22 protein-coding genes and 1 pseudogene are annotated in these 19,354 nt (G+C 43.4%); 15 read left to right on the top strand and 8 right to left on the bottom strand.

Features of this window, described 5'->3' with window-relative positions; all coding sequences use genetic code 11:
• Positions 1-302 precede the first annotated feature (302 nt).
• The 6 genes from FU672_RS16990 to FU672_RS16965 form a co-directional block, all read right to left on the bottom strand.
• Positions 303-1,106 (bottom strand): antitermination protein Q, encoded by an 804-nt coding sequence (locus FU672_RS16990; RefSeq protein ID WP_148244140.1) that lies wholly within the window; start codon positions 1,104-1,106, stop codon positions 303-305.
• The gene (locus FU672_RS16985; RefSeq protein ID WP_148244139.1) at positions 1,103-1,963 is read right to left on the bottom strand and encodes a helix-turn-helix domain-containing protein; all 861 of its coding nucleotides are present in this window, start codon (positions 1,961-1,963) and stop codon (positions 1,103-1,105) included. Before FU672_RS16985 ends, FU672_RS16990 begins: the two co-directional genes overlap by 4 nt.
• Positions 1,963-2,937, bottom strand: coding sequence for a toprim domain-containing protein (locus FU672_RS16980; RefSeq protein WP_032666054.1), 975 nt, complete (start codon positions 2,935-2,937; stop codon positions 1,963-1,965). Before FU672_RS16980 ends, FU672_RS16985 begins: the two co-directional genes overlap by 1 nt.
• Entirely contained in the window at positions 2,934-4,550 is a 1,617-nt protein-coding gene (locus tag FU672_RS16975; RefSeq protein WP_063132038.1) for a DEAD/DEAH box helicase, read from the bottom strand. The genes FU672_RS16980 and FU672_RS16975 overlap by 4 nt, the downstream gene beginning before the upstream one ends.
• Positions 4,551-4,961: 411 nt before the next feature.
• Entirely contained in the window at positions 4,962-5,273 is a 312-nt protein-coding gene (locus FU672_RS16970; RefSeq protein WP_148244138.1) for a hypothetical protein, read from the bottom strand.
• Complete coding sequence (locus FU672_RS16965) at positions 5,257-5,463, bottom strand: Cro/CI family transcriptional regulator (RefSeq protein ID WP_060569205.1); 207 nt, start codon at positions 5,461-5,463, stop codon at positions 5,257-5,259. Before FU672_RS16965 ends, FU672_RS16970 begins: the two co-directional genes overlap by 17 nt.
• 92 nt (positions 5,464-5,555) lie before the next feature.
• Between FU672_RS16965 and FU672_RS16960 the strand changes: the two genes are divergently transcribed.
• The 14 genes and pseudogenes from FU672_RS16960 to FU672_RS16895 form a co-directional block, all read left to right on the top strand.
• On the top strand, positions 5,556-6,257 hold the full coding sequence (locus FU672_RS16960; RefSeq protein WP_103142036.1) for a LexA family protein: 702 nt from the start codon (positions 5,556-5,558) through the stop codon (positions 6,255-6,257).
• A gap of 164 nt (positions 6,258-6,421) precedes the next feature.
• On the top strand, positions 6,422-6,727 hold the full coding sequence (locus tag FU672_RS16955) for a hypothetical protein (protein ID WP_148244137.1): 306 nt from the start codon (positions 6,422-6,424) through the stop codon (positions 6,725-6,727).
• Positions 6,728-6,787: 60 nt separating this feature from the next.
• Positions 6,788-7,174, top strand: coding sequence for a S24 family peptidase (locus FU672_RS16950; RefSeq protein ID WP_148244136.1), 387 nt, complete (start codon positions 6,788-6,790; stop codon positions 7,172-7,174).
• A 107-nt stretch (positions 7,175-7,281) separates the two neighbouring features.
• Complete coding sequence (locus tag FU672_RS16945) at positions 7,282-7,506, top strand: hypothetical protein (RefSeq protein WP_148244135.1); 225 nt, start codon at positions 7,282-7,284, stop codon at positions 7,504-7,506.
• Positions 7,507-7,872, top strand: a complete 366-nt coding sequence (locus FU672_RS16940; RefSeq protein WP_047028406.1) for a hypothetical protein — start codon at positions 7,507-7,509, stop codon at positions 7,870-7,872. It abuts the gene before it with no gap.
• Positions 7,865-8,077: a hypothetical protein gene (locus tag FU672_RS16935; RefSeq protein WP_045354491.1), complete on the top strand. Its 213-nt coding sequence runs from the start codon at positions 7,865-7,867 to the stop codon at positions 8,075-8,077. Before FU672_RS16940 ends, FU672_RS16935 begins: the two co-directional genes overlap by 8 nt.
• Positions 8,049-8,270 carry a ParE family toxin-like protein gene (locus tag FU672_RS25165; protein WP_126817214.1) on the top strand — a complete coding sequence of 74 codons (222 nt, stop codon included), beginning with the start codon at positions 8,049-8,051 and terminating at the stop codon, positions 8,268-8,270. The genes FU672_RS16935 and FU672_RS25165 overlap by 29 nt, the downstream gene beginning before the upstream one ends.
• Entirely contained in the window at positions 8,267-8,491 is a 225-nt protein-coding gene (locus tag FU672_RS25160; RefSeq protein WP_127732071.1) for a hypothetical protein, read from the top strand. Before FU672_RS25165 ends, FU672_RS25160 begins: the two co-directional genes overlap by 4 nt.
• A 100-nt stretch (positions 8,492-8,591) precedes the next feature.
• Positions 8,592-8,891, top strand: a complete 300-nt coding sequence (locus FU672_RS16920; RefSeq protein ID WP_023150190.1) for a hypothetical protein — start codon at positions 8,592-8,594, stop codon at positions 8,889-8,891.
• Entirely contained in the window at positions 8,881-9,090 is a 210-nt protein-coding gene (locus tag FU672_RS25155; RefSeq protein ID WP_000050710.1) for a hypothetical protein, read from the top strand. Before FU672_RS16920 ends, FU672_RS25155 begins: the two co-directional genes overlap by 11 nt.
• Positions 9,045-10,217 carry an Arm DNA-binding domain-containing protein gene (locus FU672_RS16910; RefSeq protein WP_032625797.1) on the top strand — a complete coding sequence of 391 codons (1,173 nt, stop codon included), beginning with the start codon at positions 9,045-9,047 and terminating at the stop codon, positions 10,215-10,217. Before FU672_RS25155 ends, FU672_RS16910 begins: the two co-directional genes overlap by 46 nt.
• A gap of 326 nt (positions 10,218-10,543) precedes the next feature.
• Complete coding sequence (locus tag FU672_RS16905; RefSeq protein ID WP_148244134.1) at positions 10,544-11,770, top strand: integrase domain-containing protein; 1,227 nt, start codon at positions 10,544-10,546, stop codon at positions 11,768-11,770.
• 444 nt (positions 11,771-12,214) lie between these two features.
• Positions 12,215-13,123, top strand: a complete 909-nt coding sequence (locus FU672_RS16900) for a hypothetical protein (protein WP_148244133.1) — start codon at positions 12,215-12,217, stop codon at positions 13,121-13,123.
• Between the two features lie 114 nt (positions 13,124-13,237).
• Positions 13,238-13,407 (top strand): annotated as a pseudogene (locus FU672_RS16895) (tyrosine-type recombinase/integrase); the annotation flags it as partial.
• A 151-nt stretch (positions 13,408-13,558) separates the two neighbouring features.
• On the opposite strand, the gene FU672_RS16890 reads toward FU672_RS16895, so the two are convergent.
• Both FU672_RS16890 and FU672_RS16885 read right to left on the bottom strand, forming a co-directional pair.
• On the bottom strand, positions 13,559-15,223 hold the full coding sequence (locus FU672_RS16890) for a synaptonemal complex protein 1 (RefSeq protein ID WP_148244132.1): 1,665 nt from the start codon (positions 15,221-15,223) through the stop codon (positions 13,559-13,561).
• 59 nt (positions 15,224-15,282) lie between these two features.
• Positions 15,283-16,368 carry a DUF4297 domain-containing protein gene (locus FU672_RS16885; RefSeq protein WP_148244131.1) on the bottom strand — a complete coding sequence of 362 codons (1,086 nt, stop codon included), beginning with the start codon at positions 16,366-16,368 and terminating at the stop codon, positions 15,283-15,285.
• An 838-nt stretch (positions 16,369-17,206) separates the two neighbouring features.
• On the opposite strand from FU672_RS16885, the gene FU672_RS16880 reads away from it, so the two are divergent.
• Positions 17,207-18,790, top strand: a complete 1,584-nt coding sequence (locus FU672_RS16880; RefSeq protein ID WP_148244130.1) for a competence protein CoiA family protein — start codon at positions 17,207-17,209, stop codon at positions 18,788-18,790.
• The last annotated feature ends 564 nt before the right edge of the window (positions 18,791-19,354 follow it).

The raw sequence follows: 19,354 nt of genomic DNA, 5'->3' as shown, positions 1-19,354 counted from the left end.
CGTGTTGACCTGGTTCGGGAGTAATTGGTTACGGTTGCCGATGCTTATCTTCGGCTTGTCTCTGAGGACTGCAATTAACCGTAACGGGGAGAGCACTGAGCCTACTGTGACGGGTTATCGTCACTCTTTCCCCCGAAGGGTGGCCCTCGACGCAGAACGCCCATAAGCCCAATGTTCTTCCCTGTTACGGCCATAAAAAAACCCGCTCGGAGGCGGGTTTGATTTCGTGTAGGCGCAATAACCTACGATTTGAAGCATACATGACAAGTTCGGACAAAATCAAGCTTAACATGGCTAATTTGCTAAATTTTGTTCACATCATCACGAAAGCTCGTTACGTCCTGAAACGCGGAGTCTGCTTTTTGTTCTTCTCTGTAGCAGACGTCGACAAGTCCCTCCAGAAACGGTTTCCAGTTACGTGTCCACGTTCTGACGTGCAAATCCGGGACTCGCTTCAGTATCGCTTTATAGGCTGCAGTAGACGGCACCCCAGAAAATCCATTTCCGCTGCAGCGCTCGCAGGTTTTAAACACTGGCGCGCCGCGCTCGTTTGTGGCTTTGCGGTCGAGCACCTCACCTTTACCGCCGCAACGGCATCGGGCCAGCAGCTCACCTTTACCGTTACATACCGCGCATTTACGCTTGACCAGTTCGTACTTGATTTTCGGTGGTACGATTTCCATTCCGTCAGAGTTGAAGACTCCAGGATGTTTGATCACATCCTCATACTGAGAGGTTAATCCGCTGCCGCTGCAGCTGTGACACGTCACGCTGGTTTCCGCTGAACGGGAGTATTCAGCAAAGGCGAATTGTGCCAGTGTCAGCATACACCAGCCAAATTCGCCTGCTGCTGCTTTACGTACATTCCTGGGCGCTGATTCCATTGCATGACGCGCCAGAGCCTGTACTGCCAGCTGCTCATCGCTTTTGCTGATCCCGGTCTTACCAAAGAAGGCAGCCAGACCAAACCGCGCTCGGCTGCTGGTGGTACCAATGGCCGCCATAACATCAGTGCCGGTGATACGCTCCGGAGAAGTTCCTTTCACGTCGTCGCTGATGTGCATTCCCTGAGGGCTAAAGTGTTTTAGTGATGCCTCCAGTTTCATTCTTCACACTCCCCTACCAGGTTAAGAATCACCGCTGCGCCGTGGTTCTCCATGTATTGCCCCTTTTCACTTTCAAGGAACCAGCGACATACCTCGATAGCTTCAGCTCGCGTCACGGGTTTGATGGTTTCCAGCAATTTTTCAAGGTAGCGCTCGCGGTCATATACGGATTCGTGATGCTCGGAGTAACCAAATTCATAGCCCTGTTCTTTAGTTGCAGTGTGACGAACGCTGTAGAGCCAGTCCCAGTAAACAAACTCACGAACAACGTCAGAAAGCGTATTGGGCTCTGGCAGTACATCACGATAGCCTTCAACAAATGCCCGGCGCTGTTCATCAATTTCGTTCATACGGCTGCCGTTAATGCTGCCAGCTTTCTTCTCGGCCAGAGTCCATCCCCAAAGGTGATCGTCGATAAATTTCGGGGAAGACTTGATTACTCGCTCGGCCTCCACATCTTCGAGAGCTGCCTCATAGCTGCCGAACGTGGCCCTGACTGATGCTGCTTTTTTGATGTCCTCCCGGGCGTTCCTGATTGCCCGTGCCGGGTTATCCATACCGATGGTACCGAAAGCGACCTGGAAAGGATCGCCACCATTCGCCAGCAAATAACGCGCGTAACGTTCCTCGGCCTCTTTTGGGGAGATTTCAATTTTCTCCAGTGCGGCTTCGGCTGCGTCCAGATGTGCGGGTTCGTTCAGACGGATCACCTCCAGCACCCAAAGATAAGCGTCAGTTTGCTTATGCCCGGTGATTCTCCGTTGCTCGGGCAGAGGCTTGATGTTTGCGAGGGCGGAGCTGTGCGCTGCCGTCGGGATGGTGAATAGTGCTTTATGTTCGTTGTTATCAGTACGCATTACGCAGCCGCCTTTTTCTTGAAGAAAACCACCTCACGAACCTGATCGCCGTTCATGAGCATGTCGTTAAAATCCCCGTTATCCGGGTAGTAGATGCTGATTTTTTCCAGGTCATTTTTTGCCAGTAAGTTGGCATGGGCGCATTCGGTGGCCGCAGCCAATCCGGTGGCGCTGTTTACGTCTCGATCTGCGAAAATAATCAAATTTTTCACACCTGCAGGAACACGGAATTTCTTCATGAATCCGCTGGTCATGGTGGCCCAGGTGTTAACGTTGTACAGCTGCTTGCAGGAAAGAGCCGTTTCGATACCCTCGGCAATTCCGAGGGTCGTCGCTACCGGGAACATGCGAATAGCGACGGAACGGGCATGATCCAGATAGCTTTCGTCCTGAAGAGATTTCTGGCGCTTCGCTCCGGCAGAATCCCTTAGTTGGGCTTTCTGATTGCCGTCTAGTAAGGTTCTGTGCAGATAGCAAAGCTCGCCTTTGTCGTCAGTTGCGAGTGAATACAGACACTGGTAAACCTTACCGCCGTAGCGTTGTTTATCATTGAACTTCACCGCCTCTTGTGGGAGCTGATAAATTCCCCTGGCCTGCAGATAATCCGCCCCGGTAGTTCCTTTCAGGTTGACCAGTTTCGAAAATTTGGACAGAACCCGATCTCGGGCGCTTACTGCATCTGAAGTGCGCGGGAAGGCTTCGCGGGTAAAGTTATTACCAATCAGCTGGTCTATTTCCCTGCAAATTTCATTGAATGGCTTCCCTTGTGTCAGAGTGACAAGCTTCATTCCGTCACCGCTGCCGCAGGTACAGATCCATGTTCCCCGGCCGTCCCGGTCATCAATACGCAGCTTTCCCCGCGCACCACATACCGGACACTCGCCTTTAAAGTGATTTCTGGCATTAATGGGAGGTAACCCGAAGTGCTCAAAAATCATTGCCCATTGACCTTTTGCCGCTTCTGCCGTCTTCATGCTCGTTTTCCTAACTGCTGTTTAATGTCGCTAATCGCTTTCTGTGCTTGCTGTACTGAGGATGGTGCTGCCGTGCCTGATGCCTCCTGCAGGCGCTTGGCCTTCTCCTGCCCTTTCGCATACGCAATCAATTTGTGCCGGATGAAATTAGAGACGGTCGGAGTGATCTCCATCGGGAAATCGCTCAACCCGTTAGGCCACTCGTCAAACCGTTCGCGAAAGGTATTTGCGCACCAGCCATCGCTGACGGGCTTTTTCCCCTGCGATACGCGCTGGCGTTGATAGAATTTGATCTGACTCCACCAGGCCTGTTTCTCTGCCTTCGTGGGCTGATGCTGGTTTTTACCCAGCTTTTTGAGTTTGCGGCCGGTGTCGGTATCGACGTCCTCACCGCCCAGCGGCTTATGCCCACATTTCGGGCATACATAGACGCCAGCTGGCTTCATGTAATGGCATTGAGAGCATTCATGTGGCAGTTTTTCGGCCCGTTCCTCAGCTGCGCGGCGCGCGCTTTCCTCCATGCCGTCAGACTTACCGGGAAGATCGTCGTACTCGATTGAGTCCGGGTAACCCAAACGGTGCACGGTACCGCTATGATCGAAGATGAGGCAGGACTCTTTACCCGGTGCGGTGCGCAGGCCACGCCCGAGCGCCTGCAGCCAGCGAATTTCGCTTTTTGTTGGCCTGGCGTAGATGATGCAACGAACGTCACTATCGAAGCCGGCCACCAGAACGCCCACACTAACGATGATTTTCGTTGCACCGGTTTCAAAGCGGTGAATGATGGTCTGGCGTTCATCCACTGGAGTGTCGGCGGTCATAACCTCAGCGTTAACACCCGCCAAATTAAACTGGATTGTCAGGTAATTGGCGTGGGCTACGTTGACACAGAAAGCGATGGTAGGCAGATCCCGGCCATTCTCCAGCCAGTTCTGTACGATGTCGCCCACCAGCGTAGAGCCGCACATGATTTCAGCCAGCTGCGTTTCGTTGTAATCGCTGCCGTACTCAAGCGATGCTTTGGTTTTAACACCTTTCAGATCCGGCTTAGTTGGCGCGTAAAATTCGTATTTACTCAGATCTCCACGCTGGATTAACTCGCCGATGGTGGTCGGCTTAATCAGTCGGTCATAGTATTTGCCCAGGAACGGGGAAAACGGAGTACCCGACAGGCCAATCACCTTTACGCCTTTGCCGCGCAGACGTTCAATATCCTTCAGGATGCGTTTTTTACGCAGGTGTGCTTCGTCGATAATCAGCAGATCGATATTTTCAGGAAAAACACGACGAATAAGCGTGTCGGCGCTGGCAATCTGAATTTTCCGGTCCGGATCGTAGTTCGGGTGATCCGCCCAGATATAACCGATTTCATCCCCCGGTAATCCATACTCCACAAACCGATTAGCCGTCTGACCGATCAGGATGGTGTACGGTGCACAGAACAGGACGCGCATACCACGGCTGACAAACCCGGCAACGATGAAGGCGGCCAAACCCGTTTTACCGCTACCGGTTGGCGAATACACCATGAAGGTGTCGTTTGCCTTCCAGTCACGGCGCAACATGTTTAGCGCTCGTTCCTGTGCAAAATTCGGCGTGATCGTCAGCTCCATTGTGCTGCTCCCGTGCTGATGAGATAATAATTTTGTGATGTGGTTTTCATGGATTCCCCCTCACATGGCTGGTGGCCTCCCCAAAGGCTGCCAGCCTCCCTTCTGATTCAGCTCCTCTGAAAAATCACTCTTCCAGGAAGAACCCTTTTCGTTTCTCAGTGCCTGAGCGCTTTGTACTACCTTGCTGATACAGGCGTTTTTTAATTGCGCCCTTAAGACAGTGATCTACTTAACCAATGGATCTCTCCTGTTGGAAAAGACCCTATTCCTGCCCCTACACCCAATCCCCCCTTACCCCCCTTTCCCTCTTCCCCATAAAAACGTACTACTTACCTAGTACATATGAGGAGTTGGGTCAGTTGGTTGCCAACCTGAACAGGCACCTTTAAGCCTGTTTCTGTTCGGGTACCTTTAAACCCGAAACAATGAAGAGCGCGATTGCGTTCCAGCCAGGGGAGGTTCGGCGGTATACCCCTGTAAAGCTCTGCCCTGATTTCTCACAAACAGGCGAAGCCTTGTGTTTGCTTCATGCCTTGCCCGGTTCTCCTTGCGGTAGGAAACGGGTTCAGCTTCAAACGTCTCCTGATACACAGCTGCATAACGCTGGATAGCTTTTTGTCGTGCAGTTGGTGTCAGGCTAAGTATCTGCTGCTTAATCCACTCGGCATCCGCTTGGCTAAAATCGGAAGGTAAGATGCTGAGTAACTCAGGCTCTGGTTTCATCGCTTCGCCGCTTAGATGGGAATGCTTTGTTTTCAAAAGCTGAAACAGTCCCTTCCTCAGAAATCACAACAAAGATTTCCCGACCGGCTCTTAATGCTTTGCTTATGGCAATTTGCGTTACTCCGAGCGCTGCGCCAGCTCTTACCTGGCCGTGCTCTTTCACGTATTCCTTAAGAGTAATCTGGTTCATACGTCCTCTACGATTAAATACTACTAAAAGTATTAAAATGAAGGGTACTATAGGTAGGAGACATAATCAAACTTTTGGTATTAAATCAGGCTATGGAAAAGAAAAGCAGATTGACGACAGAACAGCTTCAAGACGCAGCGCGCCTTAAGGCCTTGTATGACTCGAAGAAAAAAGAATTGGGCATCACCCAAGCTGATATGGCCGACGAACTGGACATTTCTCAGGGAGCTGTCGGTCATTACCTGAACGGTAGAAACCCACTGAATCTTCCAGTTGCAGCTAAGTTTGCGAAACTGCTTCATGAGCCGATTTCGAGTTTCAGCCCAGCTCTTGCTAAAGAAGCTGAGCTGTTATCTCAGGTATCAAACGTTACTTATCATGGCCCGGCCAAACCACGTGGGACATACCCACTCATTAGCTGGGTAAGTGCAGGGGCATGGTGTGAGGCTATAGAACCGTACACACTAAAAGACATTGATGAATGGTACGATTCGGATGCACACATTGAAGGTCAAGGATTCTGGTTGAAAGTCCAGGGTGACTCAATGACTTCTCCTGTCGGTATGAGCATTCCTGAAGGTATGTACGTTTTAGTCGACACAGGTAAAGAACCAATCAATGGGAGTTTAGTAGTTGCCAAGCTTACCGACGCAAACGAAGCGACCTTTAAAAAACTGGTAATTGACGCCGGGAAAACCTATCTCAAGCCATTGAATCCTCAATATCCTCTCATTCCAATCAACGGCAATTGCAGGATCATAGGTGTCGTTGTTCAAGCTATGATGTGGCTCTGATTAAGCTACTAACAGTACAAAACCTGTCCTCCTGACAGGTTTTTTTTATTTCTTTACATTTCAATAAGTAAGCCCATTCCCGCCACAAAACTATACTTTTAGTATTGCAGATACTAAAACATCTAGTATTATTCATTTCATCGGCAAGTGACGGAGCCAGAGAAATGAAAAGAGATCCACAAGCGGTAACGGGTAATAGGCACTTTGATATTCATAAAAAAATCAAAGAAAGCAGAAGCCATTGGGTATATTTAAAAACGGCGCAACCCTATCAGGGCGATGCTAATTACGAATTTATCACCAATCTTATCGATTGGATAGAATTTGCGATTTACCAAAGATACGAAAACTATTTCGTATTAGTTGATTTTTTCAAAAGCTATGATGATGCCTGTGATGAAGCTAAAAAAATCATTGATGAGCATCCTGATATTAAAAATATGTTTTCTGCTAGATCATTAATTAAATAAATATAGAAATAAATATAACGCCTTAAATGGCGTGACCGAACTCACCCCGAGGAAATGAAAATGCAAAATTCACTTTCTTTTAACGAGCCAATTAAAACACCACAAATGCTGTTCGGCTCTGACAATATTAATGATTTTGGAAACAGAGTTAAGAGCTGCAGGATGGAAGGTGATTCAATGCAACCGACTATCGAACCCTGTGAGGTTGTAGCTTTTGTTGATTGTGGAGGCCGCGTTCTTACACCCGGCATTTATGTTTTTACTGGCGATGTTTTTGGCCGTAACTGCCTCTTCATCAAGCGAATAGAACCGTTGCTGGACGGGTCACTAAAGATTATTTCTGACAATCACCATTACCCAACTTTCACGCTTTACTCGGGTGAGCAAAAAGACATACGTATTCATGGAAGAGTTGTCGCTTCTTTGGCTGTGAGGCACTTCATATGACTTTCATCAAAGACAAAGCGGCATATAGAACAGCGTGCCTTTATGCGGCGTGTGGTTACGAAGTAATCGCCAGGCTTTATCTTAAAAAAGCATATGGGAGGTAAACAATGCCAATTGAAGAACGCCAGGATATACAAGGCGTGAATGTTAAAGCTGAGCAGTTAAATGCCTTGATGCAAACAATTCACGCTCATCATGAACAATTTGACCGTCACCAACTGGATGGCCTTTTAGGTCTGGCTTATGACCTAGCCAGTTTGATTTATAACTGGACAGAGAAGGAAGAAAATATCGTTTTAGCGAATGAAGATGCGCAAAGGGAGATTAAATAAATGGATAATTTAATTAACACTTATCGCCGACGAATTTTAAAGGCTGCGTTATTACGCCACCAGCGTAAGACCGGAAGCACCTGCATCATTATTAATATGCCTAAGGGTGGAATAAACACAGTCGAATTAACAGAAATACTGCTTGATGGTTTGTTGAGACGATTCGAAAAACTGGCTCTCAGTGAATACGGGAATATCGACGGTGTAAAAGCCATCAGAGGAATTTACAGCAACGCCGTAGATGTGAATGGCAGCGGTGAGTTCCTGACAGAAAGCGGAAAAGCATTAATCGACGATCTCATTGCTGAGTTGGTCGAGTTTGCCAAGAAACAAAAATCAGTCACAGCGGAGACAAGCCATGAGTGACCAGACACCAATTATCACGCACGAACCAATAAATATCGTGCTGACAATCGAGAACGGGAAAGTTATCCACGCGCGCCCGGTTCAGAACGGCGAGGTTACAGCATCGCTGGAGACTTTTTTATGGATGGCTGAGCAAGCCGGTTACACGATCACCCCACCAGCAGGAGAGAAGGACAATGGCCCTGACAGCGATACGAATTCCTGAGTGGGTACACCTGCAGGCGGTCCATGTACTCCGCCAGTTCAGGGCCAGGCGGATTCATCCCTGCCGTATGCACGGCTCCGGAAACCTGAGCCTGAGGGTTAATCGCCGCTGGCGACTGCTGTCCCGAGACGGCGGCCAGAACTGGGAAGTAATGAGCCATGAACGATACAGCAAACTGAAGGACAGAAGATGAAAATTCAACATCAGGACTATGGCGCCGTGGCGAACATCGTTATCACAAGCACACTGTTTGAGTTCCGTAAACATAACAGAGTGGTAGATGTCACGCTGCTACACACCCCCGGAATCGTAGCAACCCGTAGCGGGATGTTCTTCATGAGAACAGTTTTATCCGGCAAGTCTCGGGACATGCTGCGTGCGTACAGATCTGTTTTTCGGGAGGCATCACGATGAAGTATTTCCTCCTCTCTATGCTGTTTGGCCTGTTGCTGGTGGCCGTCGTTTTCGGCGCGCTGATTGAGTATAAATTTTTGATAGGTTTCTGAGGTATGCCATGAAAAAAGGTACCACTGAAATTATTGAACGCTGGACCCGTTTAGCAGCTGAGGCCAAAGAGCTCGGGCTCGCCACCATTCCCATCGACCCGGAAAACATGTTGATGGTGCTGGCGGAGCTGCCGGCCAGTTCGGCCGATTACCAGAATGACTATCAGGCTGCGATCGACATCTTGCGCGACAGAGCTGCTCGCGAACTTGATGGTGGTTTTCGCGCGCATCACAACGCCCTGATTTATGCCGCTAATGAACTGGAAAATGCCCAGGCTTTCGGGCAGGAGGTCAGCCATGAGTCTTGACTGTGTACCCCTTTCTACATACTGCAGGGACGCGGGGGAAACGGTAGAAGCCGTTAACAAACGGATACAAAGGGGGTTATGGAAGGAGGGAGTACATGTATTAAAAGTCGATGGCGTTAAAGAACGCTGGATTGACTTAACGGAGGTTTCAAAGTGGGCAAGAAAGAACAAGGATCATTATCTCTCCCAAGAGGAGTAACCATCCGCCAGCATAAAACTGGCGACACTCTGGTTATCACGTTCACATACAAAGGGGTTCTGTGCCGGGAGCCCCTCTCCAAAATGGAAGCAAACGCGCGCGGTGTGAAGTACGCCGAGCGCCTGCTCGGGGAGATACAAAACCAGATCGTCAGTGGCACCTTTGAATATGCGAAATATTTCCCCAACTCCAAAAAGCTGGAGCTGTTCGGGGTGGTGAAGAAAACCAAAAACATAAAGTCTTACCTGGACGAGTACCTGAAAATCTGCCAGAACCGCAACCTGTCCCCGTCGACGATCAACGGTTATGAAAAATGCCTGTCGGCGCTGTCAGCCCTGCATAAACTCCACGTGTCAGAACTGACGCCAGCGGTCCTTAAAAACTGGATAGCCAGCCGGAAAACAAAGCTGAAAACGACCAGGAATAACCTTTCGTTTCTGCGCAGCGCCATTGATGAAGCGGTTACGGATGGCCTGCTGACAATTAACCCGGTAACCCTCGTCAGCGCCAGCCGGTACCACGTGATCGACAGCAGCCCAAGCGCCGACGATTACGAGGTGGACCCGTTCACGCCAGCGGAAACCCTCGCTATTTACCAGAGCTGCAGGTACCCGGAATGGGAAAACCTGTTCCGCTTTGCTTTCAATACCGGTCTGCGGAGCTCCGAACTGTGCGCGCTGCGCTGGCCTGATCTCGACACCATCGCGAACACAGCCCACGTTCAGGCGGCCAGTGTCGTAGGGGTACTTAAAGGCACCAAGACAAAAGCCGGTACCCGTAAGGTGGAGCTGAACAGTGAGGCGCTGGCGGCCCTGCAGGCGCAGAAGCAATATACCTTTATGAAAAGTGAGTTCATATTCAGCGATCCGAAAACGGGAGAACCCTGGGCGAACGCCGACGCTATCCGTAAAAAAGCATGGGTGCCGACCCTGAAAAAAGCTGGCGTGCGCTACCGTAACCCGTACCAGACGCGGCACACATTCGCCACCAAGCATATTAGCCAGGGCGTTAACCTTTTCTGGCTTGCCGGACAGATGGGCCACAAAGGGCCGGAAATGATATTCCGCAACTACGGTAAATACCTGGCTGAATATGACGGTAAAACCGCGATTTCAGCCGCGCTGTAGCGGGGTAAATATTTCAAAATGTTGGACAGAATCAGGACGTTAGACAGACCTCAATATGCACGTAAAATGCACTTGATGCCTGTCACAGTGACAGAATTCTTTATTTTCAATGAGTTAAACACCTTTCGGACGCGGGTTCAACTCCCGCCAGCTCCACCACTTTTTAGTAAAGCGAAGTCTACTAAAGGCTACCAAGGCCGCACCTCACAAGGGTTGCGGCCTTTTTCGTGTCCAGTGAAGTCTACTGAGAATTGCTAGAAACTACTTGTTATGACACCCTGTTTAGTACCCCGACCATTCAGGCTACTAAAAATGGGATACTAAAAATGGCAAGAATCGTTACTAAGCTCAACGACACCCAGATCAAGAAGGCCAAGGCAACAGACGATAACAAAGAGATAACACTGTATGATGGCGATGGCTTGATGTTGAGAGTTAAGCCCAGTGGTAAGAAAGTGTGGTATTTCAACTATCAGGTGCCAGCGACCAAAAAACGAACAAAAACAAAATTAGGAAACTACCCTCATCTTACCCTTGCTCGTGCTAGAGCAATGCGTGATGAATACCTGTCACTGCTCGCAAACGGCATCGACCCACAAGTTCATAATGAAAAAGTGGCTAATGACCTGAAAGATGCTACTGAAAATACATTGCAAGCAGTTGCTGAACGCTGGTTAGAAGAGAAGAAGAAGACAGCAGGACTCTCGCAAGACCACGCTAACGATATCTGGCGTAGTCTTGAAAGGAACATCTTTCCAACGCTGGGTAATGTTCCTATCAAAGAGATCCGCCCCAAAATGCTCAAGCAGCATCTAGACCCAATTGAGCAACGAGGAGTGCTTGAAACGCTACGCCGCATCATTTCTCGCCTGAATGAAATTTTTCGCTATGCTGCCACGGAAGAGCTTATAGAGTTCAATCCTGCCGACAATCTCGCTCAGCGTTTCAGTAAGCCTAAGAAGCAAAACATGCCTGCCCTACCACCTGATGAACTACCTCGTTTCATGGTAGCTTTATCTAACGCATCTATACGATTAGAAACTCGTATGCTGATCGAATGGCAATTGTTGACGTGGGTAAGGCCCGGTGAAGCTGTTCGTGCTCGTTGGTCCGATATTGATGAAGAGAACAGGTTTTGGAACATTCCTGCAGAGTTCATGAAGATGAAACGTCCTCATAAAGTTCCATTAAGTAAAGAAGCTCTTCGCATTCTTGAAAACATGCGTCCTATCAGCGGCCATCGAGAATGGGTTTTCCCCAGCATCAAAGCTCCCCTCAGCCATATGCATGAGCAAACAGCAAACGCCGCCATAATCAGAATGGGATTCGGTGGTGAACTGGTAGCTCATGGTATGCGTTCTATCGCCAGAACAGCAGCAGAGGAGTCCGGTAAGTTCAGAACGGAAGTTCTTGAGGCGGCTCTTGCTCACTCGAAGAAAGATGAGATCATAGCCGCTTATAACCGTGCCGAGTATTTGGCAGAACGGGCAACACTAATGCAATGGTGGGGTGATTATATTCAGACGCAGAAATTTAAGGCTCTAGCGGCATGATAATGAAAATACAGCATGGATTCAGGTCAACCTACTGCGATTTGGGTGGCGCGGATGGATGATTGTACGAAGTATTTTTTAGCCAGCTCTCTTCGTTAGACGTTAGGGTAAAATCGTATTAAATAAAGATCATGACAAGGGACTCACAATGATAACAAATATTGATATCAACAAACTTGAGATCATTCCAACATCTGAACTTAGTTCTCAAGCTTTAAATAAAAAAAAATCATTGCTACCAGTAAAACAATCTGGATATTGAAAGAAAACATAAAAGCCGTAGACCTTTATTGTTATTTTAATGTAAGATTCGGAAAACCTAATGGCTTATTTACTCTTCTTAAAAATCATCACGATTCTGACAACCTAATTCATTGGGACTATACCTTCAGTTATGAAGATAAGCAACTGACAATTCTTTGCAGAACATATTATATAGAAGTAATGAAAAACTTCGACATATCAGATGAAAAAAAAGCCAAAGAGAAACTTTTAACTGATATAAAGAATGATTTTCAAAACTATGGAAGGGATATTTCAAACTTTAAAAAATCATTAGAACCTTGGATCTTATTTGTAAATCCATTTAAGAGACTTAAGCAAGTTATAGAATCTCAATTAGAAAAGCTTGAAAAAATAGCAATCAGCAAAATCCCGCATTCTCTTGGATTTGATCCACGCACGAAACCAACAAAAAAAGCTATCAAACAATGGGAAAAAAACAGTAAAGAAAAAATAGATAAATATGTAGAAGCAACCTCATTGGGTTTGTCAATAAGCATGCTATTGCCTGTTTATGCTGAATCATTTATAAATTTCTTATTATTTATGCTTGCTAAACCAGAAATCAAAAAAGACAAGAATAATTATGACAAAATATTGAGAATGCGTATTAACGAAAGAGTAAGTTGTTTGCATGAAAATTGTATCGGATTTGCTCAACCTGTAGACTACAATCATATTCAAGCATGCAAAGACTTTCATTCAATCATGAATAAAAGAAATGAAATCTTGCATGGGAATATTAACCCACTGAATTATCTTTTCGACTCTATTTATTTTGAATACAGGACACCGTTATTTGAAACATTTAGAGACATAGAATATGATACTTATAAAGCAACATTACGAGGTATAGAATTTGAAAAAGTTGTAGATGATTATCAAAAGATCCAAGATTTCATTTCTTATATACTTTTATGCCTTGATGCTAAAGTCCTTGAACATGTAAAAATATTAATGGAGACCGTACATCCGGGATGGCATAAAAAAGAAAATCGCCTTGGCGTATTATTTCCTAGCTATGCAGTTGAGGGAATCGCAGTTTATGGTAAAAATACAAATCTAATCTAATCTAATCTAATCATGTTGGATAACTAAGCTGATAGAAACATCACACGCAATGAACAATGATATCTAACAGGGCATTTATCGTCATTGTAACCACAAGCTAGCTATATAATTCAGGTTTATAGTCAAGACGCTACAGAGCTTCAAATGAACCACAAGGAAAGCAACAGCGTTCGTGCTGCGTGTACCTTGATCAGCGCCGCCTGATGCTGCAATGGTGGGCTGATTTCCTTGATGCCAATCGAAACGGTATGGTTAGGCCGTTTGAATTTGCTCAAAAAAGATAACAATAGAGGCCAAGGATGGCCTTTCACCATACTTCACCCCTATTTTTATTATCTAATATGAAGATTGAGTGGCTAACCTTATTTATTCCTTCTCACTTTGACCTGTAACCATTGCCTGAATATATTTATATTCAGACCTCAAAGAATTATATTATGAAGCATTTAGAAGTCTATTTGAATTTAACTCAATAACATTAGCATCATGTTTAAATTCATTTAATGCATCATTTTCCATTGCACATAGTATTATTTGATAATCCTGAGGAACACTACGCATTAATTCTTTAATGACAGTTTCATAGCGGTATCCCGCTTGTTCCTGCTGGTTGGGTGTATCGATAACGAAAGGAGGCACTACGCAAGATTTAGCGCCATGAATTTGTTGTAGTATAGAGAGTTGATAAGCAAGTAGTCCCCTAGCAGCCTCAGCAGCACCACCACCAAGCAACTGTTTGTAATCAGTGGGTGATTTAACTTTGCTAAGATTTATCCCTGTCGAACCTAGTGCTTCAATATTTGCCAACAGTTTGGACATAAAGGACGAATTCAGTTCTTCCTTTTCTTTGGTAGAAAGAAGTTTTTTCTGGTCTTTTTTCAACTCCTTGATGGAGCTGTTGGCCTTGCTGATGTTAAGGTCTTCATTATCGATTTTAATTTTAATATTTTTTGAAACGTTTTCAGTAGATATAGTATCAATTACTTGAGCAATGAGATCTTTTTCAACTGCATCGTCGTCTGTAATGTATTTCTTATTTATCCTTTCGATTTCGTTAGTAATAAACTGAGCGTCATCATTTAATGAGTTCAATGAAGAATTGAGTTCCGCTATTTTAGATGCTATTGAATTTGCCTCATTAAGCAATGAGTCCTTTTCTGAAAGAAGCAACGCTCTGTTAGGTAGTGAGTTATCATGAAGAGTGCCACACAATGGACACTCTAAATTATCAGTAGGTATGGATTCTACCGCAAACTTATAATCCTCCTCAAGTTCATTTGCAGAAGTAATGGCTAACGCATACTGACTTTCTAGATCGTAAATATTTGAGGTGATAGTAGTCTGAGCATCATAAAGTCTTGTTTGGTAATCGATCAAGTCGTAAAGTTCATTTTTTATTTCATTCTGAATCTTAATGAAGTCATTATTATCTAAAGCTATAGGCGAATCAACCGAGTTATCAACTATAACTTCAACGGCGCTTTGAAATTTTTCTATTTTATGTGCTGATTCTTTTTTGATTTCACTATATTCATAAATATTTTCTTCAATATCAAAATGCTCAGGCTTAAGATAACCAGTAAAGTATTTGATTAATGGACCTTTCCAGTTGGAATATTGCCCTAAGTTCTCGAATGAATTCCAAGGTGAACTCCAGCTTTTTATCTGGTCAATGTAGAATGGTAAAAAATAATATGCTGGAGGAGGTATCTCTAAGTTTCCATCACCACGATTAGGAAGCTTCATTTTGAAATTGACGAGATCCGAGAAGTCTTTCGAAAAATCACCAGTTATATTTATATATCTTTGAGCTTCATCACCGATAGCTCCCAAAATTATTGAGTGGCTTCCTCGACATGAAAAATACTCTTTGTTATTTATAGTAAAGTATAAAATGGATTTAATGTCATTTGATTTCCATTCTTCATCGAAAATAGGATCGCATCCTAAAGACCATAGTAAACTTTTTGCAAGGGTGGACTTGCCAATACTATTATCTTTTCCGGTAATTAAATTCAATCTTTTCTTGAACGAGAACTGATTCGCAAGTCTTTTCGAATCTGATATCAGAACTAATCGTTGAAATGTCAAGCTTCTCATTTTTCTTGTTCCTTAAATTCCGAATTAATAATTTATAGTTATCTTTATTGCTTACAATATTATTCATGCATCACCTTTAAAAAACTATAAATTACCTCGCATAATATATCGTCATATTCTGGCACTTGATCTTCAATATTAAGCTCTTGAGATTTTGCAATAACTGATTCAATGTAATCACGGGTTTCTGTAAAGTCTTCTTCTGAAACACTACTTAGCGCCTGCTGGACTATTCTCATTATATTCATATCAAAAGCCGACGAATGTCCGATTCGGCGCAAGAAAAGTTGTTTTATTTTTTTATTAATCTTCCGATAAGTCAAGGTGTTCCATTTCATATCATTTTTAGCTAAGTACTCAAAGTCTTTCTCAAAGTCTTCAAATTTTGGGCTTGTTGTATTAACAGCTATAACATCCTTTACCTTATGAGATGTGAGAGATTTATCCTCTACCATTTTCTCCCAAACAGTAAAATCGTAACTATTCTGTCCTTTGCGATGAATTTCATCGATTATTGCTCTATAAATATTAACGGCATTACAATGGCTATTTGGAAATATTTCATTTACTAATTCAGCAAATCTACCAATGACAAACTCTTCTTGGTTCTCTAATTTTATTTTTGGAACAATAAACTTTAGATTTTCTGGTAAGAGAGCTATTCCAAGCTCATCCTTTAATTTTTCAGTTAACCCCGACAAGCAATCTACACTAAGATCACCTGAAGTTATAATGTCTAATTTTAACTTCTTATCTCTTTGTTCAAATGAGAAACCACTGGAGGACACAAGACCTATTTCCGTAATGCGTGCTTCATAGTCTGTACCAATACATGAGCTTAATAGCTTACCTAGAATGGAACTCTTAGCTCCCTCAGCACCTTGCTCTCGTTTGGTTAAGGCGTCAGAAGTGAAAGGTTTTCCAGTATTTTTTACTTGAAAAAATTCAAATTTTGCCGAACTTCCATACAATGAGTCTGCGATAACAACATCCTCATGATATTCGATCAATAATGCATAGTCAGAATTTAATTTATGCTTTTCAATTATTCTGCATAAGGCCCAATGATATTGAAAATCATATTTTCCGAATGTGGTTGCTCCTGAAATTTCTCTTTGAGCATGACCCAAAACATTACGTTCCATTGAAAACCTCACCCTTACTTAATGAATCGCTACTGACTTTTCTAACCAATCTAATTTAGGAAGGGCAAAAAGTCTATAAAATCGTGGTCTTAGCCCGCTCTGAAGTAGAGCTATCACAGCACAGAGCGTTACACATAAACAGAACCAGCATTTTTTCAACATATGCTACCAGCATCTCATAGTCGTGCCGGTAATCGAGTGGTAAAGACAATGATGATGGCTATCGGAGTCAATATTGATGGTTATATGGTAGCATTGATAGGTCAATAGGTAATTCATTATGTCATATGGTTATATGGCTATATGGCTATATGGCTATATGGCTATATGGCTATATGGCTATATGGCTATATGGCTATATGGTTATATGGTTATATGGTTATATGGTTATATGGTTATATGGTTATATGGAAAGTAAAAATCATTCAGATATGCAATAAGTAAAACGACAGCGTTCACATTACTTACACTATTAGGCTAACATCTTGATCAGCACCTCCTGATGTTGCAGTGGTGGATTTGTTATCTAAATAGCTGCATCTAATATCGCTACACTTACGCTGACTGGCATGTAACATGTTGCATAAAGGCATACATCGTGGACCTGATACAGCGTGGCAGACAGAGAAAACAGCACCAAAGCCTTACGCTGTAAATGGATTGCTATCCCGCGCATCTATTTAGGTGCCAATATTAATGACATGGTCAGGCCATTTGAGTTTGCCCACATCACATAAAGGCAAGAAAACCAAGGATGGCTTTACCTTATGCAGTAGACATACATAATCCAAGGATTTAATCTAGATAAGTCAGTCATAGTAAAGAAATGGAGTTTGTATTGATCATTGAATATGCAGTGGAAAAAGAAACAAAACAGATTATGCATATTGATGATGTTCCTAATGGAGCTAAGTGTAATTGCATATGTAAGTCATGTAATGATGAACTAATTGCTCGCAATGGTGGGAAATTAAAAAAACATCATTTCGCCCATAGGAATCTTATCGAGAATCGTGCTTGCCGAATGACACAGTTGCATTTAGCAATGCAACATTATTTTATTGGCTTAGATCTATTAACAATACCTCAAATGACTTTTGTGTATAAGAACCACACGCTAAAAACACCACTAATAAAAACAAAAATACTTTCCGCATCCTTAGAACACAGAATTGGAAACTATGTGTCAGATGTCTGCCTTAACACAGATACTGGATTATACATCGTCGAGATCTGCGTAACACATAAATGCGAACCTGAAAAAGTACGTTACTTTAAAAATAACAAAATAAATTCAGTAGAGTTAGTGTTCGAATACTCTGAAGATATCGAGATAGAAGAATGGCATCAACGTATTAAAAACAATCAAGTACCCAATGAATGGTTTTATTACTCTGAGTGTATTAAAGCGATTGAATGCCATGAGTTAGCTGTCGAAAAAGAAATAAATGAAAGACGTTCAATAAGATTAAAAAACACACTAAATTCAATCAACAAAACAATGAAAAATAGAACCATATTCCTGCCAAGTATTCATGAGATTATAACTTATGAAGAATCTAATGAGGTTTTTACTGAAAGCCTCTGCCTGTACGCAAAGAAGAATCGCGCCGTTGATAAACTATCGCTTATACAAAAAAACGATGCTTGTTTTATCCTACGTGGAGACACCTTGCATAAAGGGAAAGAATTTCATATATGGATAATATATTTACTAAATGAATTTGATTTGAATCTAATGGATGATTTTGATGGAAGTGTAATTATAAGATTCTATCCTGAAGATAGTAACAAACCTCAATGGCGCTGGTTGAAATATCCATCACTTGAAAAAGAAAAAAAACGAGTACGGTCTCAGTTCATTAAAACATGTAAAGAAAATATACATATAAACTCCCAAACAATTTATATGAGCAATAGATTAAAAAATCGCTCATATGAGTATTTAGACATGACAGATGAACTCTTCAATAGAGACTATAACACATGGAGCAAATGGCTTATAAGCAATGACCTATTTACACCAAGCATACAGAAGAAGTGGCCAAAATTACCTAAAATGCTCAAAGAAATGAAAGAATCACCCAGCCTTTGGATGTTCCAGAGATGGTCAATTTTAGTAATAAGCATCATGCTTAATATAATAGATAATGCATCAACTGGAAGCAGCATTACAGTTTATAACATATTTGATGAGATGAGTGACATCCTACCTCTCGATCCTGAATTTATATCTTTAGAAGCAGAAGCAATTGCCAATAAAAAAACCGTTCAATTACCTCATCGCCATCTTATTTTTAGAAGGCATATAATCATCGAGGTTCTACGACCATTAATCGAAATAAGTATTTTGACTGTGAAAGGTGATATTGTCATTAAAGAAACACCACTGCGACAATTGTTTCTTCAAAGAATAGCTTAACTGTCAATCGGGGAAAAGATCTCTGCCAAATAAAACCCATAAAAAGGATAACATACTCTCCGCGTTACTTATTTTATCAAATCAATGAAAAACATTTTACCTGTTGTTTTTAACCTCTGATTTTTGACCTTAACCTATGAATTGTACGACACATTAAAGCATCTTTTATTTTCACTATTTAACCTCAAATTCCGCGTTCCCACCTTACGGCGGGAGAGAAAACACTAATTTTGCCCTTTCGGGCACTATCCAAAAACCCAATATTTAATATTATTACTCTACCTCAACCGCTTATCCGATTTTGCCCCTATTAATTTCACAACCCCTAAAACTAGCGTTATTATTTAAGTATAGAAAAACTTAAAACATTGTCGTTATTTTTAGCTCCTTTAGGAGATATAAAAATAAAGCAATGCCCACCTATACACTCACTTCGTGAGCGTGTGGGGTCTACCGACGGTTGCCTGCCGCAGGCTAACACCGTTTCCTTCGGAAACAAGGTCAACGTCAACACCAGAGTTTTTCTTGCGAAAAACTAAAACCAGCATAGTCGCATTGGAGATT

The organism is Enterobacter asburiae (assembly GCF_008080435.1).
GTDB classification, from domain to species: domain Bacteria; phylum Pseudomonadota; class Gammaproteobacteria; order Enterobacterales; family Enterobacteriaceae; genus Enterobacter; species Enterobacter asburiae_C.
Note: the sequence above shows the minus strand (reverse complement) of the source record. Positions and strands in the feature narration are given on the sequence as shown.

Bases quoted from the DNA above. Each gene is read 5' to 3' on its own strand.
- FU672_RS16905 (WP_148244134.1), top strand. From the start codon at position 10,544: ATGGCAAGAATCGTTACTAAGCTCAACGACACCCAGATCAAGAAGGCC.
- FU672_RS25160 (WP_127732071.1), top strand. From the start codon at position 8,267: ATGAAAATTCAACATCAGGACTATGGCGCCGTGGCGAACATCGTTATC.
- FU672_RS16935 (WP_045354491.1), top strand. From the start codon at position 7,865: ATGAGTGACCAGACACCAATTATCACGCACGAACCAATAAATATCGTG.
- FU672_RS16970 (WP_148244138.1), bottom strand. From the start codon at position 5,273: ATGAAACCAGAGCCTGAGTTACTCAGCATCTTACCTTCCGATTTTAGC.
- FU672_RS16945 (WP_148244135.1), top strand. From the start codon at position 7,282: ATGCCAATTGAAGAACGCCAGGATATACAAGGCGTGAATGTTAAAGCT.
- FU672_RS16890 (WP_148244132.1), bottom strand. From the start codon at position 15,223: ATGAGAAGCTTGACATTTCAACGATTAGTTCTGATATCAGATTCGAAA.
- FU672_RS16885 (WP_148244131.1), bottom strand. From the start codon at position 16,368: ATGGAACGTAATGTTTTGGGTCATGCTCAAAGAGAAATTTCAGGAGCA.
- FU672_RS25155 (WP_000050710.1), top strand. From the start codon at position 8,881: ATGAGTCTTGACTGTGTACCCCTTTCTACATACTGCAGGGACGCGGGG.
- FU672_RS25165 (WP_126817214.1), top strand. From the start codon at position 8,049: ATGGCCCTGACAGCGATACGAATTCCTGAGTGGGTACACCTGCAGGCG.
- FU672_RS16920 (WP_023150190.1), top strand. From the start codon at position 8,592: ATGAAAAAAGGTACCACTGAAATTATTGAACGCTGGACCCGTTTAGCA.
- FU672_RS16960 (WP_103142036.1), top strand. From the start codon at position 5,556: ATGGAAAAGAAAAGCAGATTGACGACAGAACAGCTTCAAGACGCAGCG.
- FU672_RS16955 (WP_148244137.1), top strand. From the start codon at position 6,422: ATGAAAAGAGATCCACAAGCGGTAACGGGTAATAGGCACTTTGATATT.
- FU672_RS16975 (WP_063132038.1), bottom strand. From the start codon at position 4,550: ATGGAGCTGACGATCACGCCGAATTTTGCACAGGAACGAGCGCTAAAC.
- FU672_RS16985 (WP_148244139.1), bottom strand. From the start codon at position 1,963: ATGCGTACTGATAACAACGAACATAAAGCACTATTCACCATCCCGACG.
- FU672_RS16900 (WP_148244133.1), top strand. From the start codon at position 12,215: ATGAAAAACTTCGACATATCAGATGAAAAAAAAGCCAAAGAGAAACTT.
- FU672_RS16980 (WP_032666054.1), bottom strand. From the start codon at position 2,937: ATGAAGACGGCAGAAGCGGCAAAAGGTCAATGGGCAATGATTTTTGAG.
- FU672_RS16990 (WP_148244140.1), bottom strand. From the start codon at position 1,106: ATGAAACTGGAGGCATCACTAAAACACTTTAGCCCTCAGGGAATGCAC.
- FU672_RS16950 (WP_148244136.1), top strand. From the start codon at position 6,788: ATGCAAAATTCACTTTCTTTTAACGAGCCAATTAAAACACCACAAATG.
- FU672_RS16965 (WP_060569205.1), bottom strand. From the start codon at position 5,463: ATGAACCAGATTACTCTTAAGGAATACGTGAAAGAGCACGGCCAGGTA.
- FU672_RS16940 (WP_047028406.1), top strand. From the start codon at position 7,507: ATGGATAATTTAATTAACACTTATCGCCGACGAATTTTAAAGGCTGCG.